Annotated in this window: 12 protein-coding genes; 9 read left to right on the forward strand and 3 right to left on the reverse strand. The window is 66.6% G+C overall.

Annotation, left to right across the window (positions count from 1 at the left end; all coding sequences use genetic code 11):
• Nucleotides 1-17 precede the first annotated feature (17 nt).
• Complete coding sequence (locus K6142_RS09680; protein ID WP_190244669.1) at nucleotides 18-1382, reverse strand: TrkH family potassium uptake protein; 1365 nt, start codon at nucleotides 1380-1382, stop codon at nucleotides 18-20.
• Nucleotides 1383-1560: 178 nt separating this feature from the next.
• On the opposite strand from K6142_RS09680, the gene K6142_RS09685 reads away from it, so the two are divergent.
• Nucleotides 1561-2880: a malic enzyme-like NAD(P)-binding protein gene (locus tag K6142_RS09685; RefSeq protein WP_012612667.1), complete on the forward strand. Its 1320-nt coding sequence runs from the start codon at nucleotides 1561-1563 to the stop codon at nucleotides 2878-2880.
• A gap of 362 nt (nucleotides 2881-3242) precedes the next feature.
• Nucleotides 3243-4811, forward strand: coding sequence for a leucyl aminopeptidase (locus K6142_RS09690; RefSeq protein ID WP_190244668.1), 1569 nt, complete (start codon nucleotides 3243-3245; stop codon nucleotides 4809-4811).
• 122 nt (nucleotides 4812-4933) lie between these two features.
• Here K6142_RS09690 and K6142_RS09695 read toward each other — a convergent pair whose 3' ends face one another.
• Nucleotides 4934-6079 (reverse strand): GGDEF domain-containing protein, encoded by a 1146-nt coding sequence (locus K6142_RS09695; protein ID WP_190244667.1) that lies wholly within the window; start codon nucleotides 6077-6079, stop codon nucleotides 4934-4936.
• 960 nt (nucleotides 6080-7039) lie between these two features.
• Here K6142_RS09695 and speA point away from each other — a divergent pair.
• The 6 genes from speA to K6142_RS09725 all read left to right on the forward strand — a co-directional run bounded on the left by speA (nucleotide 7040) and on the right by K6142_RS09725 (nucleotide 13948).
• Complete coding sequence (speA, locus tag K6142_RS09700) at nucleotides 7040-8959, forward strand: biosynthetic arginine decarboxylase (RefSeq protein WP_190244666.1); 1920 nt, start codon at nucleotides 7040-7042, stop codon at nucleotides 8957-8959.
• Between the two features lie 545 nt (nucleotides 8960-9504).
• Nucleotides 9505-10695, forward strand: a complete 1191-nt coding sequence (locus tag K6142_RS09705) for a saccharopine dehydrogenase family protein (protein ID WP_190244665.1) — start codon at nucleotides 9505-9507, stop codon at nucleotides 10693-10695.
• 268 nt (nucleotides 10696-10963) lie between these two features.
• Nucleotides 10964-11509: a hypothetical protein gene (locus tag K6142_RS09710; protein ID WP_190244664.1), complete on the forward strand. Its 546-nt coding sequence runs from the start codon at nucleotides 10964-10966 to the stop codon at nucleotides 11507-11509.
• Complete coding sequence (locus K6142_RS09715; RefSeq protein WP_223290323.1) at nucleotides 11484-12182, forward strand: nucleotidyltransferase family protein; 699 nt, start codon at nucleotides 11484-11486, stop codon at nucleotides 12180-12182. The genes K6142_RS09710 and K6142_RS09715 overlap by 26 nt, the downstream gene beginning before the upstream one ends.
• 88 nt (nucleotides 12183-12270) lie before the next feature.
• Nucleotides 12271-13536 (forward strand): carboxynorspermidine decarboxylase, encoded by a 1266-nt coding sequence (gene nspC / locus K6142_RS09720; RefSeq protein WP_190244663.1) that lies wholly within the window; start codon nucleotides 12271-12273, stop codon nucleotides 13534-13536.
• A gap of 226 nt (nucleotides 13537-13762) precedes the next feature.
• Nucleotides 13763-13948, forward strand: coding sequence for a hypothetical protein (locus K6142_RS09725; protein ID WP_223290322.1), 186 nt, complete (start codon nucleotides 13763-13765; stop codon nucleotides 13946-13948).
• A 423-nt stretch (nucleotides 13949-14371) separates the two neighbouring features.
• Here K6142_RS09725 and K6142_RS09730 read toward each other — a convergent pair whose 3' ends face one another.
• Nucleotides 14372-17110 (reverse strand): EAL domain-containing protein, encoded by a 2739-nt coding sequence (locus K6142_RS09730; protein ID WP_223290321.1) that lies wholly within the window; start codon nucleotides 17108-17110, stop codon nucleotides 14372-14374.
• Between the two features lie 318 nt (nucleotides 17111-17428).
• Here K6142_RS09730 and K6142_RS09735 point away from each other — a divergent pair, with 318 nt between their 5' ends.
• The gene (locus K6142_RS09735) at nucleotides 17429-17854 is read left to right on the forward strand and encodes a universal stress protein (RefSeq protein WP_190244660.1); all 426 of its coding nucleotides are present in this window, start codon (nucleotides 17429-17431) and stop codon (nucleotides 17852-17854) included.
• Nucleotides 17855-17902: the final 48 nt, after the last annotated feature.

Here is a 17902-nt window from a genome sequence, read left to right on the forward strand (position 1 = left end):
TTGCCTGCCCGCGCGGACTACCCGATGGGGTAGTCCACCTCGGGCCAGCGGAACTTGGGTTCGCCCTGCAAGTGCTGCAAGGTGGCCAGCAGCCAGACGGGGCCGATGCGGCCTATGAACATCAGGAACGAGATCAGCAGCTTGCCCGGCACGCTCAGGTGCGGGGTAACGCCGGTGGTCAGGCCCACGGTGCCGAAGGCGGAAACCACCTCGAACATCAGGTCAAGCTGTTCGAACTGGCCGTGGGTATGCGGGGCAATGCCGCCCTCGGTCAGGCTGAGCGCCATGGTCCCCACGGTCACCACGATGATGGCGAACAGGAACAGTGTCAGCGCCTTGGCCTGGGTGGGGGCGTCCACGGCGCGGCCCAGCAGCACGTTCTGCCGCCTGCCGCGCAACTGCATTTCCACGAACCCGGCCAGCACCCGAAAGCTGGTGGTCTTGATGCCGCCCGCGCACGACCCCGGCGAACCGCCCACGAACATCAGGCAGATCATCACCATCAGGGTGAAGTCGGTCAGGCGCCCGATGTCCATGGTGTTGAAGCCCGCGGTGCGGCAGGTGACGGACTGGAAGAAGGCGGGCAACACCAGCCCGGCGGGGCTGAGCCCGGTGTAGTCGCTGAGGTATTCGGCCAGCCAGATCAGCGCGGCCCCGGCCACGATGAGGAACGCGGTGGTGGACAGCACCAGCCGGGTATGGCGGCTGAGGGGGCGGTATGGCTTGCCGGACAGTTTGGTGCGCGCGGCCCCCAGCAGTTCGTCGATGACCGAGAAGCCGATGCCCCCCACCACGATCAGGAACATGATCACAAGGTTGACCCCGGTGTGTTCCTGCCACGGCATCATGTTGTCGGGCCGCAGGCCGAAGCCCGCGTTGCAGAACGCCGATACGGCGTGAAACAGCGCGCCGAACGCGCCCATGCCCTGCGGGGCAAAGATGTACAGCAGGCACGCCGCCGCCAGTTCGATGCACAGGATGGTGCGCACCAGCCGGTACAGGAACCGCCCCAGATGGAACGACGGGTCGTGCATCAGGGCCTGTCCCACGGCCAGCCTGTCGGTGAGCGACACGCGCCGCCGCAGCAGGAACAGCAGCAGGGTGGAATAGGTCATGATGCCAAGGCCGCCAAGCTGGATGAGCATGAGGATGATCCACTGCCCGGTCAGGCTGAAGGTGGTGCCCGTGTCCACCACGGACAGCCCGGTGACGCACACGGCGGAGGTGGCGGTGAACAGCGCGTCCACGAAGGCCAGCCCCTGACCGTCTGCTGACGGGGCATGGCTGATGTCCAGGTACAGGAGCACGGCCCCGGCAAGAATGGTGGCCGCGAACGAGTACACCGGCAGGATGAGGGGCGAGAGCAGGCGACGGTGGTGCATTCCTGAAACTATCCCGGTTCGTTCGGCGCGGCAAGCAGGGCGCGGCACGGCTTGCAATGGATGCCCCGCTGCACTACGTTGCCCCGACGTGAGGACATGCAGTCGACCGCGGGCAGGCACCCTGCCGGACGCGGAGTTGGTTCCCTTTACCGTACCGTCAACAATAAGCGAGGCATTCATGGCCCTGTTCACCAAGGATGAGGCGCTGCGCTACCACTCCTGCGGCCACCCCGGAAAGGTCGAGGTGGTTCCCGTAAAGCCCTGCGCCACCCAGAAGCATCTTTCCATGGCCTACACCCCGGGCGTGGCCGATGTATGCCGCGCCATCCACGCAGATGTTTCGCTGGGCTACGACTACACCAACAAGGGCAACCTTGTGGCCGTGGTCAGCAACGGCACGGCGGTGCTGGGGCTTGGCAACATCGGACCGCTGGCGGGCAAGCCGGTGATGGAAGGCAAGGGCGTCCTTTTCAAGATTTTCGCGGACGTGGACGTGTACGACCTGTCCATCGACCAGAAGGACCCCAAGAAGATCATCGAATTCGTGAAGATGCTGGAACCCACCTTTGGCGGCATCAACCTTGAGGACATCAAGGCGCCGGAATGCTTCGAGGTGGAGCAGACGCTCATCGAGCAGATGGACATTCCGGTGTTCCACGACGACCAGCACGGCACCGCCATCATCTCGGGCGCGGGGCTCATTGCGGCACTGGACCTGACCAACCGCAAGCCCGAGGACGTCAAGCTGGTCATCAGCGGCGCGGGGGCGGCGGCCATCGCCTGCACCAAGTTCTTCGAATCGTTCGGCGTGCAGCGCAAGAACGTGTTCATGTTCGATTCGCGCGGGCTCATCCACAAGGGCCGCACCGACCTGAACGCCCAGAAGGCCGAATTCGCGCAGGAGCAGGACCACGGCAGCCTTGCCGACGTCATGCGCGGCGCCGACTGCTTCCTGGGCCTGTCCGTGGGCGGCATGGTCACTCAGGACATGGTGCGTTCCATGGCGCCGAACCCCATCATCTTCGCCTGCGCCAACCCCGACCCGGAAATTTCGTACGAGGACGCACGGGCCGCTCGCGCCGACGTGGTGATGGCCACCGGGCGCTCGGACTACCCCAACCAGATCAACAACGTGCTGGGCTTTCCGTTCATCTTCCGGGGCGCACTGGACACCCGCGCCAGCGCCATCAACGAGGAAATGAAGCTGGCCGCCGCCCGCGCACTGGCCGCCCTGGCCCGCGAGCCCGTGCCCGCCGATGTGCTGGCCGCCTACGGCCTGTCCGAACTGTCGTACGGGGTGGACTACATCATCCCCAAGGCGCTGGACCCGCGCGTCATCGAATGGGTGGCCCCGGCAGTGGCCGAAGCCGCCATGCGCACCGGCGTTGCGCGCCGTCAGCTGGATCTGGCCGCCTACAAGGTGGAACTGCGCGAGCGCATGCAGGCCGCGCGGGCCCGCATCGGGCAGTTCATTGATACTTACGGCCTGGATTTTTAGTCTGGTACTGCAAACCGTCCTTTTGCCCGCTGGCGTCGTCAAACTTCGCCTGCCATGTCGGTCGAATACGATAAGAGTATGCGGTGCGGTCGCCATCCGTAAGGCTCGCAAGCTCGCCTAACGGCTGCCGCACTCCCTCATGGCAGGCTAGTTTTCCTCGCCAGCGAACAAAAATCCTGGTTTGCATGCGCCCGGTAACGCCAAGCGTGCTTGGGAGCGGGCATCGCATGCCTCTCCGGCCAAGACATGCTGTGTTGGGCACCGGTGGCCTTTTGCCGCCGGTGCCGTTGCGTGGAAGCCCCCGGTGTTTTAATTTTCAAGAATTGCCATGTCGCCGGAGAGGCGCGTGATGGAGGTGTGACGTGGACATTCGCTTTCAGGTGGGCGGTCCTGCCCAGTGGCGTGCGGATGCGGTGATCGTGTTCCTGTTCGAGGGCGAGCCCCTTGCGGACGCGGCGCCGGAACTGCTGGAGGCTGCGCCGTGGCTGGGCATTGCCCCGGCGGTGCGCGATTTTCGGGGCAGGAAGGACGAGGTTGCCGTGTTCCACGGGCACCCGGACCTGGCCGTGCCGCGCGTGATCGCGGCGGGCCTTGGCAAGCGCGAGGCGTTCGCGGCCACGGCCCCTGCCGGGCTGCGCGCGGCGGCGGGCGCTGCGCTGCGCCGCTGCCGCGAACTGAAGATAGAGACGGTGGCTGTGGATGCCGTGGCCCTGGCGCGCGTGGTGGAGACAGGCGGCGATGCCCCTGCCGGAACCCCGTCCTGGTCCCCGGCGGAAGAGGCCGTGTGCGGCGCGCTGCTGGGCCTGTACCGCTACGACCGGTTCAAGACCAACGGCAACGGCAACGGCAACGGGGAGAATGGCGGAGAAGACGCCCGCTTCGAGCCGCGCTGGCTGGGCCTGCTGTGCGCCGAAGTCTCGGTGCCGGACGACCTGCACGCCGCCGCCCGCCGGGGCGAGGCCGCAGCCGCCGGGGTGGCCCTGGCGCGCGACCTGGTCAACGGCCCGCCCAACTTCGTCACTCCCGGCCACCTGGCCGAGCAGGCCGTGGCCATCGCGAGGAAGTACGGCATGCAGGCCCGCTCGCTGGGCCGCGCCGAACTGGTGGAGATGGGCATGGGAGCCTTTGCCTCGGTGTTTCGCGGCGCCGAGGAAGAGCCCCGGCTGGTGGTCATCGAGCATGCCCCCAAGGGGACGGAAGACCAGAAGCCGCTGGTGTTCGTGGGCAAGGGCATCACCTTCGACACGGGCGGCATCAGCCTGAAGCCCCCCGCCAAGATGCACGAGATGAAGGGCGACATGGCGGGCGCGGCGGCCGTGCTGGGCCTGTTCGAGGCGCTGGGCCGCTCCGACGTGCCCCGCCGGGCGGTGGGCATCATGCCCTGCACCGAGAACATGCCCGACGGCAGGGCCACCCGCCCCGGCGACATCGTGACCACCCTGTCCGGCAAGACGGTGGAGGTCATCAACACCGATGCCGAAGGGCGGCTGGTGCTGTGCGACGCCCTGACCTGGGCCCAGCGCGAATACGCCCCCGAAGTGGTGGTGGACCTGGCCACCCTGACCGGGGCCTGCGTGGTGGCGCTGGGCACGGATGTGGCGGCGGTGTTCGCCAACGATGACGCGCTGTCGGGCCGCATCCGCGCCGTGGGCGACGTGGTGGGCGACCGCTTCTGGCCCCTGCCGCTGTGGGACATGTACTTCGAGAACCTGAAAAGCGACGTGGCCGACATCGCCAACGTGGGCCCGCGCGAGGGCGGGGCGGTCAACGCGGCGCTGTTCCTGAAGCAGTTCGTGGACAAGGGCGTGCGCTGGGCGCACCTGGACATTGCCGGGCCTGCCTACACCGCCAAGAAGACGTCCACCTGCCCCGGCGGCGGCACCGGCTTTGCGGTGCGCACGCTGCTGGAACTGGTGCGCGGCGGCGTGTAGCGCCCGACATCGAATCCGGAAACGGTCAGCGGGCCGCGAGGGGAAACCTTCGCGGCCCGCATGCGTTGCGACGGGGCAGGGGGCGTGCCCGGCGGGTGCCGGGGAAATATCCCGGAAGCGTCCTAGGCTTCCTCTTCGTCCAGCATCAGCCCTTCGGGCAGGAAAATGTCGGGCACTTCCCCGGCGAACACCCGGTTGCGGCCCTGTTCCTTGGCCAGATACAGTTTCTGGTCGGCCTTGCGGATGTGGTAGTCGATGTCGCCTTCCGGGCCGCAGGTGTGCACCCCGAAGGACAGGGTAACGCTGACGGGGATGCCGTGGTACGAGTATTCCATGGCTTCCACCAGACTGCGCAGCTTTTCGGCCAGCCGGGCGGCCCCGGCCTCGTCGGTTTCCGGCAGCAGCAGCAGGAACTCTTCGCCGCCCCAGCGGCAGATGGTGTCCTGGTGGCGCAGGTTGTCGTGCAGCAGCCCGGCCACCGATTGCAGCACCAGGTCGCCGCACTGGTGGCCGTAACAGTCGTTCACCGACTTGAAGTGGTCGATGTCGCAGATGGCGATGGACAGCGGCCTGCCGGTGCGGCGGGCGCGCACCTGCTCGTATTCCAGCCGTTCGCACAGGGCGCGCCGGTTGGCGAGGCCTGTCAGTTCGTCGGTGCGGGCGCTTTCGGCCAGTTGCTGGGTAAGCAGGATGAGCAGGCGCTGGGTATGGCGGCGGGTGTATTCCGCAAGCCCCGCGAAGATGCCGCAGCACAGCAGGGCCACCATGTAACGGATGCGGAAGGCCTGCGAATAGTCGGCGTACAGGAAGGGATCGCCGGGCAGGAACAGGATGGCGCCCACCCCCAGCAGCAGGGCGCCCATCAGCAGGATGCCGATGGACAGGCCGAAGGTCAGCATGACCACGGGCGGAAAGATGAACAGCCACACAAAGCCGCTGCCCTCCACCCCGCCGTGGGACACCATGTACAGCGACAGGGTGAACAGCGCCAGCACCAGCGTGGTGCTGGGCAGCACGTGGCGACCGGTGCGCCCCACCCAGAACAGTCCGAACAGGGCAAGCGCCAGCATTGCCAGCAGGAACAGCGCAAGGGTGCCCTGATCCTGCATGAAATCCAGCAGCGCCATTACGCCGGAGAACAACGCGGTGACGCCATAGAACAGGTTCGCCACCCCGGTGACGCGCGCGGTCTCCGGGTCGGCGTCGTCCTGCAGGCCATTGGCCAGCAGGGCGTTCATGCAGCGGTGCAGCCTGTTCTTGTCGAACACTGATGCCTCTCGTGCCACAATGGGGGCGGACAAAGCCGCGCATGCCCGCAACGCGCCACGGCATCCGGTGCCGGGACGATGGTCGGGCTGGCGTGTCCATGCGTGAGGGGAAACGCAAGGGGCGGTGCCGGGCGGGGCGACAGTGGCGTTCTCCCCGCACGTTTCCCCAAACGTGCCGCACGCGCGCCTGCCGGATGGAACCTGGATACAGCGAAACCGTGAAGCCGTGCCGCATGGCGTTGCCGGGTGTTGCGGACTGCCCCCTGCGGCTGGACGGAAAACTGTCGGTAGCCGACTGGTAACTGGCCGGACTGGCGGCTGCCGACCTGATGGCCGATCGGGTGGTCGATCCAGTGCCCGGTCCGTCGATGTTGCTGGCGAAGTTGCCGGGCGAAGTCGCCGGGCGAAATTACGGGGCTAAGGTACTGGTCGAGGTTCCCGATCGGAGTTGCCAGCCTGAATGCCGGGCGGGTTCGTCAAGCGGAGCACCCGCCGGGTTGACCAGGCAACTGGCCGGGAAGGCCGTGACCTATCATGCGGCAGGCGGGCCGGGTGTCGGCCTGTCCGTCCCTTTGCGGCGGATTCGGCCTGCTCTTTAGTCTTTGTCGGATATTGCCTGCACGATGATGCTGCCTCGGCATACCACAGCGTTGCCCGCCCTGTCAGCGACAACTCTTCTCTCGCGTCATGCCCTACCTCAAAATGGGTGGAATGCCCACCGGGCGCGTATCCCCTGTCATGCGCGGTCAATGATTGCAGGGCCCTGTGGCGTTCGTGCGAAATGAAGGAAAATACCGTTGACAAGGCCCCCCGCTGTCAATAGAAGGTGCCACTCTTCCCACGCATGTGCGCCCCTGCCCTGCACCCGCGCATGGGGGAAGAGAGAGGCTCTGGTCGGCCCGCCGCAAAGGCGGCGCCGTGGCATGCACCTGTAAACGGGGTATGTATGAGGTTCGGGAATTGGCAAGAAACCGTACGCTGCAACAGTGGAGTGTCGAAGACTCCGCTGAGCTCTATGGCATCCGCAATTGGGGTGCCGGGTACTTCGATGTCGCCGCCAGCGGCGATGTCGTGGTCTATCCCTTCGGAGACAACCGCGGTCCTGCCGTAAGCATTCCGGAAATCATCCGGGGCATGCGGGAGCGCGGCTATGACATGCCGGTGCTCCTGCGCATCGAGAACATTCTCGATTCCCAGATCACCAGTCTTCACCAATCCTTCCGCAAGGCCATCGGGTCGCTCGGCTACAAGGGCGAATACCGGGGCATCTTTCCCATCAAGGTCAATCAGCAGCAGCAGGTGGTCGAAAAGATCGCCCAGTTCGGCTCGCGCTACCACCACGGGCTGGAGGTAGGCAGCAAGGCCGAGCTCATCGCCGCCGTCTCGCAACTGCGCGACCACGAGGCCTGCCTTGTCTGCAACGGCTACAAGGACGAGGAATTCATCGACCTTGGCCTGCACGCCGTGCGCATGGGCTACAAGTGCTTCTTCGTGCTGGAAATGGCCAGCGAGCTGCCGCTCATTCTGGAACGCTCCAGGTGCCTTGGCGTGCGTCCGCTCATCGGCGTGCGCGCCAAGCTGTCCGTGAAGGCAGGCGGCCACTGGACCGATTCCGGCGGCGAGCGTTCCACCTTCGGCCTGACCACGGCGCAGATCGTCGACGTGGTGGACCAGCTGAAGGAGCACGACATGCTCGACTGCTTCCAGCTGCTGCACTACCACCTGGGGTCGCAGGTGCCGAACATCCGCGACATCCGCGCCGCGGTCATGGAAGCCTGCCGCATCTACGGCGGCCTGGTGGCCGAAGGCGCGGCCATGGGCTTTCTGGACCTTGGCGGCGGCCTTGCCGTGGACTACGACGGCTCGCACACCAACTACGTGAGCAGCCGCAACTACAGCCTTGACGAATACTGCGCGGACATCATCGAGGCGGTGATGAACATCCTCGACGAGGAAGGCATCGCCCATCCGCACATCGTCACCGAATCGGGCCGCGCCACCGTGGCCTACTACTCCATGCTGCTGTTCAACATCCTGGATGTGAGCCGCGTGGAGATCGGCAACCTGCCCGACATCCTGCCCGACGACTGCCCCGAGCCCGTGCGCAACATGCGCGAGGCGCTGGCCGGTCTTACCCTGCGCAACCTGCAGGAATGCTACAACGACGCCGTGTACTACCGCGACGAAGTGCGCCAGCAGTTCCTGACCGGGCGCATCACCCTGCGCGAACGCACCCTTGGCGAACGCTACTTCTGGGCCATCATGAAGCGCATCGCCCAGGAAAAGCAGAAGCTGAAGCACGTGCCCAAGGATCTTGCCGAGATAGATGTGGCCCTGGCCGACATCTACTACGGCAACTTCAGCGTGTTCCAGTCGCTGCCCGATTCGTGGGCCATCGACCAGCTGTTCCCGGTGGTGCCCCTGCACCGCCTGAACGAGCTGCCCTCTCGCCAGGGCATCCTGTCCGACATCACCTGCGACAGCGACGGGCGCATCGACCACTTCATCGACCCGCAAGGCGTGAAGGGCACCCTGGACCTGCACCCCCTGAAGGACGGCGAGGAATACTACCTCGGCGTGTTCCTGGTGGGGGCCTATCAGGAAACCCTGGGCGACCTGCACAACCTGCTGGGCGACACCAACGTGGTTTCGGTGCGCGTGCACGAGGACGGCAGCTACGAATTCGTGCGCGAACTGCGCGGCGATTCGGTGGCCGACATCCTTTCGTACGTGGAATACGACCCCCGGCGCATCATCGACGACATCCGCGAGGCCGCGGAACAGGCCGTGCGCGAGGGGCGCATCACCCCCTCTGACCGGTACCGGGTGATGCAGGCGTATGAGGATGGGTTGCGGGGTTATACCTACTTCGAACGCTAGGCACCCGCTCCGACAGGCGATTTCGCCCGCTGGCGGACCGACCCGAAGGGCGCGCAGCGTGGCCGTTAGGCGAGCTTGCGAGCCTTACGGACATCGAGAGCAACGCTGTCAGGCGGCGGGCCGCATATCGGTCACGTACCAAAAAGTACGCTCCCTCATGCGGCCCTGGCCTTCCTTGCCAGCGAACGAAATCGCACTGTCGGCGGGTTGTGCTGAGGCGTGAAGAACGCATGAGCTTTCGGAAGCGGGCGCCGTAGCGCCACGGCGGTACGGTGAAAAACGCACTGTCGGCGGGTGTTGTGGTGCTGCGAAGAAGACGTTGAGTCATCGCGGCCCATCGTACCCCCATCGAAGCAGGATACCTTTGATGCATGTCATGCCCATGGCATGATATGCTGATGCCGGTCACCGGCGCATACAGGCAACAAGCGGGGCCGTCCCATGGTGTGGGGCAGGCCGTTCGGGATAACCACAGCAGTGTCGCGCGGTCGCGCGTTTCCGGGCATGGGTGTTCGGGGCGGGCGGGGTGCGCAAAGGAGTGCGTCATGGCACGTGTCCTCATCATCGGCGCTGGCGGCGTGGGCGGCGTGGTCGTCCACAAGTGCGCGCAGGTTCCCTCCGTGTTTTCCGAAATCATGCTGGCAAGCCGCACCAAGTCGAAGTGCGACGCCATTGCCGCAGACGTGAAGGCCCGCACCGGGCGCACCATCGAAACGGCCCGGGTGGACGCGGACAACGTGCCCGAGCTGGTGGCGCTGATCCGCGCCTACAAGCCGGACATGGTGCTGAACATCGCCCTGCCGTACCAGGACCTGGCCATCATGGACGCCTGCCTCGAAACCGGCGTGCATTACCTGGATACCGCCAACTACGAGCCGCTGGACGAAGCCAAGTTCGAGTACAAGTGGCAGTGGGCCTATCAGGAGCGCTTCGAGAAGGCCGGGCTGATGGCCCTTCTGGGCAGCGGCTTCGACCCCGGCGTGACCAACGTGTTCTGCGCCTACGTCATGAAGCACCTGCTGGACGAAGTGCACGTGCTCGACATCATCGACTGCAACGCGGGCGACCACGGCCACCCCTTCGCCACCAACTTCAACCCGGAAATCAACATCCGCGAAGTGACCGCGCGTGGCCGCTACTGGGAACGGGGCGAGTGGGTGGAAACCGATCCCCTGTCGTGGTCCATGAACTACGACTTTCCCGACGGCATCGGCCCCAAGAAGTGCTTCCTCATGTACCACGAGGAGCTGGAGTCGCTGGTGCTGAACCTGAAGGGGCTGAAGCGCGCCCGGTTCTGGATGACCTTCTCGGACAATTATCTGAACCACCTGAAGGTGCTGGAAAACGTGGGCATGACCCGCATCGACGAAGTGGAGCACGACGGCAAGAAGATCGTGCCCATCCAGTTCCTGCGCGCGCTGCTGCCCGACCCGGCGTCCCTCGGCCCGCGCACCAAAGGCAAGACCTGCATCGGCTGCCTGATGCAGGGGGTGAAGGACGGCAAGCCCAAGACCGTCTACATCTACAATGTGTGCGACCATCAGGAATGCTACCGCGAGGTGGGTTCGCAGGCCATTTCGTACACCACCGGCGTGCCCGCCATGATCGGCGCCATGATGATGGTGACCGGCAAGTGGTCCGGCAAGGGCGTGTACAACATGGAACAGCTGGACCCCGACCCGTTCATGGACGCCCTGAACAAGCACGGGCTGCCGTGGGTGGTGGTGGAGAAGTAGGCATTCAGACGCTTTTGCCTTCCGACTGCGTCAGAAAGGTCTTCCGCTTCGGTCACGTACCAAATCCGTACGCTCCCTCAGCGGAAGACCTTTCTTCCTTGCCGGTGAACAAAATCCCTCTGAATGCCGATCGCCTGGTGCGACGGGTAGAGCGAATTCCGGGGGATCGCGTCAGCGGTTCCCCGATTCTCGTCTTTAAGCATGTTGATGACAGGGCAATTTTCAGAAGAGGCTTGCGGCATTCTAGAATCTAGAATATGGAATGCGCATGAACCTGCTCCCGCAAGATGTACTCGTCATGCTCAAGCTCTCGGTGGCGCGGCGTACCCGCTGGACCTACGACCAGTTGGGCGTGGCGCTGGGCATGAGCATGTCCATGGTCCACAGCTCCATCAGGCGTGCCACGCAAGCCCGGCTGTACGATGAGCACAGGCGCAGGCCCGTGCGCGCCGCGCTGGAAGAATTTCTGGTGCACGGCGTGAAGTACGCTTTTCCACCGGACATCGGCACGGTGACGCGCGGGGTGCTGACGGCATTTGCCGCCCCCGTGTTGCGCGCCGAATTCGCTCAGAATCTGGATGACGTTGGGGTATGCGTCTGGCCCCACCCCACGGGGGAGAATCGGGGCGTGGCCCTGACGCCGCTGTATCGTTCCGTACCGGATATCGCCCGCCCCGGCGATGAACTGTACGATGCCCTGTGCCTGCTTGATGCCATCCGCATCGGGCGAGTGCGCGAGCAGCAGCGGGCGGCGGAATTGCTGGCCGCGCTGCTGCGTAAGGAGCCTGATGGTGACGATGCGCCGGCTGCGTAACATCGAGCATGTGCTGGCCGTCGCGCGCCTGCTGGGCGCCCTTGCGGACGAAGTGGCCTTCGTGGGCGGGGCCAGCGTGGCCCTGCTGCTGACCGACCCGGCGGCCCCGGATGTACGCCCCACGCTGGATGTGGATGTCATTGTGGAGGCGGCCACCCGTGCCGCTTACTACCGCGTGGCCGACCGCCTGCGGGCACGCGGCTTCGCGGAGGACATGGACGTGGTGTGCCGCTGGCGGCACGGAACGCTGGCGCTTGACGTCATGCCTACGGACGATGCCATCCTGGGCTTTTCCAATCGCTGGTACGCCGATGCCTTGCGCCATGCCGTATCCATGACCGTAGACGGCGTGACCCTGCGGGTGGCCGCCCCGGCGTATTTTCTGGCTACCAAACTGGAAGCCTTTCGGGGCCGTGGCAAGGGCGACTACCTGACCAGCCACGACATGGAAGACCTGGTGGCCGTGCTGGATGGACGACCGGACATTCTGGACGAGGTGCAGGCCGCGGACGCCGCCGTGCGCGGCTATCTTGCCGCGGCCTTTGCCGCGCTGCTGGCCGATGACGACTTTCTGGACGCGTTGCCCGGCTACCTGCCGCCCGATCCGGCCAGCCAGGGGCGCGTCCCGCTGCTCATGCAGCGCATGCGCGCCATCACCACGGGTGGGGCGTAAACGTTTTCCGGCTTCCGCCCTGACGACAGAACGCCGTATTGTTGCCGTCGGCATTCCCGTTTTCCGTTTTCGCAAGGAGTATCCCGGAATGATGGATCAAGCCTATCTCGCCAAGCTCGACCCCACCCGCTTTCCGTCCCCGTGTTTCGTGGTGGACGAGGCGCGCATCGAGGCCAACGCCGCCATCCTGGACACGGTGCAGCGCCGCACCGGGGCCAAGGTGCTGCTGGCGCTGAAGGGCTTTGCCATGTGGAGCCTGTTTCCGCTGCTGTCGCGCGCGCACGGCGGGGTGCTGCATGGCACCTGCGCCAGTTCGCCGCACGAGGCGCGGCTGGGCCGCGAGGAATTCGGGGGCGAGGTGCACGCCTTTGCCGCCGGATACAGCGATGCGGACATGGCCGAACTGGTGACCCTGGCCGACCATCTGGTGTTCAACTCGTTCGCGCAGTGGCGCAGGTTTCGTCCGGCGGTGGCGGCGGCGGGGCGGTCCATCGAGTGCGGCATCCGCATCAATCCGGAGCATTCGGAAGGGGCCGTGGCCATCTACAACCCGTGCTCGCCCGGTTCCCGTCTGGGGGTGCGTCTCCATCACTTCGAGGCCGCACTGGCAGAGGCGGCGGCGCGCGGAGAAGACGCGCTGGACGGCATCTCCGGCCTGCATTTCCACACCCTGTGCGAGCAGGACGCCGATGCGCTGGACCGCACCCTGCACGCGGTGGAGGCAAGGTTCGGCGCGCATCTTTCGCGCATGAAGTGGCTGAACTTCGGCGGCGGGCACCATGTCACCCGTCCCGGCTACGACCTTGACCTGCTGTGCCGGTGCATCGACCGCATGCAGCGGAAGTACGGGGTGCAGGTGTACATCGAGCCGGGCGAGGCCGTGGCCCTGAACGCCGGAGTGCTGCTGTGCACCGTGCTGGACGTGGTGCAGGCCGACATGCCCGTTGCCATTCTGGATACCTCCGCCGCCGCGCACATGCCCGACGTGCTGGAAATGCCCTACCGCCCCGGTTGCATCGGCTCCGGCCTGCCGGGCGAAAAGGCGTGGACCTGCCGCTTCGCGGGCAAGTCGTGCCTGGCGGGCGACGTCATCGGCGAATATTCCTTCGACGCCCCCCTGCAACCCGGCGACCGGCTGGCCTTCCTCGACATGGCCATCTACAGCATGGTCAAGACCACCACCTTCAACGGGCTGCAACTGCCCGCCATTGCCCGCTACCGGCCTGCCGGACCGGAGGGCAGACCGGAGGGCAGACCGGAAGGGAAGGCGGATGGCGCTGCGGAAGGGCGGGGCGCGCGGCGCGAGGTGGTGCGGTCCTTCGGGTACGAGGCGTTCAAGTACCGCCTGTCCTGATGCGGGCGGAGCGGCCCCCCCCCCGTGGTGGACACCGCTTGCGCCCGCGTCTGGCAGTGAGCATGTATGGATGAGGGCGCCACGCGCCCCGGAGGCGGCCATGATCGACATCAAGCCCGATGCCCTGAGCCACGTGGCCGGACGCGGCGGACACGTGACGCTGTATTACCAGCCCCTGCGTGGTTGCTGAGGCGGCGGCTCGCTGCTGAGCCTCCCCGCCGTGCGCGTGGGCAAACCCAAGGGGCTCGAGGCCGCCCGGTTCCGGCGCGAGGAACGCGACGGCGTGACCATCTGGTCCGACCCGGACCTGCGGCCCGAACGTACCACCGGCAGCGTGACGGTGCGGCTGCGCCGCTTGCTGTGGCTGTGGCCGTATCTGGACATCATCGCGGCGGAAAAGTCGGCCCTGTAGGGCTGGCTGCGGATGGCGGGCGGCAGTCCGCCCCTTGTTTCCTCCTCTTTGCCCGCGCGCGCCAACCCGTTTTTCTGCATGCCGCAGGGGCTGCGCGTCTGGCCGCGTCTGGCCGCGTCTGGCCGCGTCTGGCCGGACAGGTCACATTTTCCGGACTTGGCCGCGCCTGCTCACAATGGACCACAGCGGACCACAGTGGGCCACACCGGGCCACGCCTGACAGAATCCGCATGCACCGCAAACGAAAGCGCCCCGGCTTCCGGATGTTTCCGGGCCGGGGCGTTTGTTGTGGACAACGCGGTGGGGGAATGGGGCGGGCGGAGAATAGCCGCCGGATTTAACCGTGGGTAGTTCCTGGGGAATGCCAGCTCAAGTGCGGTGCACTGCCACGCCGGACCACACCGCCCGCCGGGCCTTCCCCGGTCAGGTGTCGCCGTCTCCATCGCGGGGCACGGTCAGCAGTCTGCCCCGTGCTAGCAGAGCGGTGAACTCGTCCGGCGGCAGGGGGCGGCTGAACAGGAATCCCTGTACCTCGTGGCAGCCTTCCAGCAGCAGGAAGTTGAGCTGTTCCGGCGTTTCCACCCCTTCGGCCACCACGCGCAACCCCAGCCGGTCGGCCATGGTGATGATGGTGGCGGCGATGGCCGCGTCGTTGGGGTCGTCGGGGATGTCGCTGATGAACGAGCGGTCGATCTTCAGCGAGGTCAGCGGCAGGTTCTTGAGCTGGTACAGCGAGGAATACCCGGTGCCGAAGTCGTCCACCGAAAGGGCGATGCCCATTTCCGCCAGCTGGTTCAGCTTGCGGATGGTATGGTCCACGTCGGTGACGATGGTGGATTCGGTGATCTCCAGTTCCAGCAGGTGCGGCGGCAGGCCCGTTTCGGCCAGCACGTCGGCCACCATGCCCACCAGGTTGCGGTGGCGGAACTGGTGCACCGAAAGGTTCACGGCCACGTGCAGGTCGGCGTGTCCAGCATCGCACAGGGCGCGGGTTTTGGCGCAGGCCAGGCGCAGCATGTGCTCGCCAAGGGGCACGATGAGCCCCGTGGACTCCGCCAGGGGGATGAACTCCGCCGGGTGTTCCTGACTGCCGTCGGCGCGGGTCCAGCGGGCCAGGGCCTCCATGCCGGTGATCAGGCCGGTGTTCAGGTCCACGCGCGGCTGGTAGTGGGCGGTGATGTCTCCGGCGGCAAGGGCGCGGTGCAGGTCGCCTTCCAGCGACAGGCGGCGCACGGCGCGATCGTTCATGGCCGGGGTGAACAGGTGGTAGCGGCGCTTGCCCTGTTCCTTGGCGCGCGACATGGCGATGTCGGCGTTGCGCACCAGGGTGTCGGGGTCGTCGCCGTCGTCGGGAAACAGGGCGATGCCCACGCTGGCGCCCACGAACAGCTCGTGTTCCTGCACCCGCACCGGCTCGGTGAACCGGGCCAGCAGCCGTTCGGCCACCTGCGCCGCATCGCGTTCGCTCTCCACGTCTTGCAGCACCACCACGAATTCGTCGCCGCCCACGCGGGCCAGGGTGTCCTGCGGGCGGACCATCTGGCGCATCTGCTCGGCGGCCTGTTGCAGGTAGATGTCACCCACCATGTGGCCCAGGCTGTCGTTGACCTGCTTGAAGTTGTCCAGGTCCACCGACAGCACGGCCACCTTGCGGTCCTCGCGCCGGGCGCCGTTGATGGCCATGCCCAGCCGGTCGCGCAGCAGGGCGCGGTTGGGCAGACCGGTGAGCGCGTCGTGGTGGGCCTGATGCTGGATCTGCGATTCCTTGGCCTTCAGTTCCGTGATGTCGTGAAACACGGCCACGTAGTACTCGGTGCGTCCGGTGGGGCCGGGAATGGCGCTGATGCTCAGCCATTCGGGGTACACTTCGCCGTTCCTGCGGCGGTTCCATATCTCGTCTTCCCAGCGGCCTTCCTCCACCAGCGCGCGCCACATGTCTTCGTAGAAGGCGCTGTCGTGGTGGTGCGATTTCAGGATGCGCGGGCTCTGGCCCACGGCGTCGTCCGCCGGGTATCCGGTGATGGTGGTGAAGGCCGGGTTCACCGCCACGATGTTCCCCTCCGGGTCGGTGATGCAGATGCCTTCCAGCGCGTTGCGGAACACCCGTTCGAACAGCCGGGCCTGGCGTTCGGCGGTGCGGCGTCCGGAAATGTCGTGCACCACCACCAGCGCGGTCATGCCCTTGCCCCGCAGCAGGGACAGGGGCAGGGGCTCCACGCTCACCTCGGCCTCGTGGGGGCCGTGCGCGGCGGTGCAGATTCCTTCCATGCAGAAACCGCCGGTGGGGCAGAAGTCGCTGCCGGGGCTGGCGCCGCCCGTGCCCTGGCGCGGTTCGGCCGGGGTGGAGTCTGGCGGGGTTGCGGCTGGCAGGGGGCAGCCGGCCAGCAGGTTGTCGATGCGGGTCTCGATGTCCGGCGGCAGCAGGTCTGCCGTGCGCAGGGACAGCAGTGTTTCGCGCGGGTGGCCGGACATGCGCTCGGCGGCGCGGTTGCAGTCCACGATGCGGCCCCCTTCGCCGCGCACGTACACGGCGTCCGGGGCCAGTTCGAACAGCGCGCGGAAGCGGGCCGTGCTTTCGGCCAGTGCGGCGGTGCGCTGGCGCACCTCTTCTTCTATTTCGGCCTCGACCAAGGTGGTGACGTCGAAGGCCAGGCCCAGCACGGCGCCCGGTCCGGCCACCTCGGTCGGCAGGGGCAGCTTGGCCACGCGGAACACCCGCTCGGCCTCGTCGTCGGGCAGCATGCGCTCGCACAGCAGGGGGGTGCCGTCTTCGGCCACGCGCCGGTCCTCGTCCAGCAGGGCGCTGGCCACGGCGTGGGGAAAGATGTCGCGCGGGGAAAGCCCCACCACGTCCTTGCCGGGCACACCGGCCAGGTCGGCATACAGGTGGTTGGCGGCCAGGTAGCGGCCCTCGCCGTCGCGCAGGAACAGCGCCACCAGGGGGTTGTCCAGCAGGGCGCGCAGCAGGCCGGGCGTCTGGCTGCCGGATGTCAGGCTGCCGGACGTGCCTTGTCCGGACGTGCCTTGTCCGGGGGTGTCGTGTCCGGGGGCACCTTGTCCGGGGGCACCTTGTCCGGACGCATTTTGGCCGGGGTTTTCCGCGTTCGCTGGCCCCCCGGCGGCACGGTGTTCCTGTTCCTCGTCCCGCATGTGCTGTGGCATGTCGCCCGTCATTCGGACCCCCCCTTGAAAACACGGCGCACGTGGATGGCCAGATGGCATGCCATACCAGAAAGCATGGGGGGCCGGAAGAGGCGTCCGCGCGCCATTTGCCGCCGACAGGGTGCGGCAGGCGGACCGGGTGCGAACCGGCACGGGGGTTGCGCAGGTTACGCCAGTCGTGCCATTGTGCATGCATTGGCATCCCCCCGCCATGTCGCGCAATCCGTTCCTGCAGCCCGATGCAGGGAAACCGCGGTGACGGCGGGGGATGCATGCACGCGACGCCACCGGCGCGCACAGCATGAAGGAGTGGGCGTCATGTCCTACGCACGGATACTGCTTCCCATGGACGGCTCGGAGCATGCACGCCTGGCCCTGCGCCACGCGGTGGCCCTGGCCCGTTGCAGCGGCACGGGCCATATCGTGCTCATGTACAGCTTTGGCGAGATTCCCGCCCTTATCGGCGGCGAGGCGCGCGAGGAACTGGTGCGCGAATGCACCCAGGAGGCAGAGGCGCTGCTGGCCGAGCCGCGCGCCCTGCTGGACGAACTGGGCGTGCCCAGTTCCGTGCGCATCGTGGACGGCGCCCCGGGCAGGGCCGTGGTGCGCGTGTGCGACGAGGAAGGTTGCGATACCATCGTCATGGGCTCGCGCGGGCTGGGCGAACTGGGCGGCATGATAATGGGCAGCGTCACCCATCAGGTGCTGCAACTGGCCAAGGTGCCCGTGCTGGTCGTCCGCTAGGCGAGGGGTGGCGTTCATGGCCCGTAGCGTGTCTTGCGCGCCGCAGCG

Origin of the sequence: Nitratidesulfovibrio sp. SRB-5, from assembly GCF_019931275.1 — a bacterium.
In the GTDB taxonomy this organism is placed as follows: domain Bacteria; phylum Desulfobacterota; class Desulfovibrionia; order Desulfovibrionales; family Desulfovibrionaceae; genus Cupidesulfovibrio.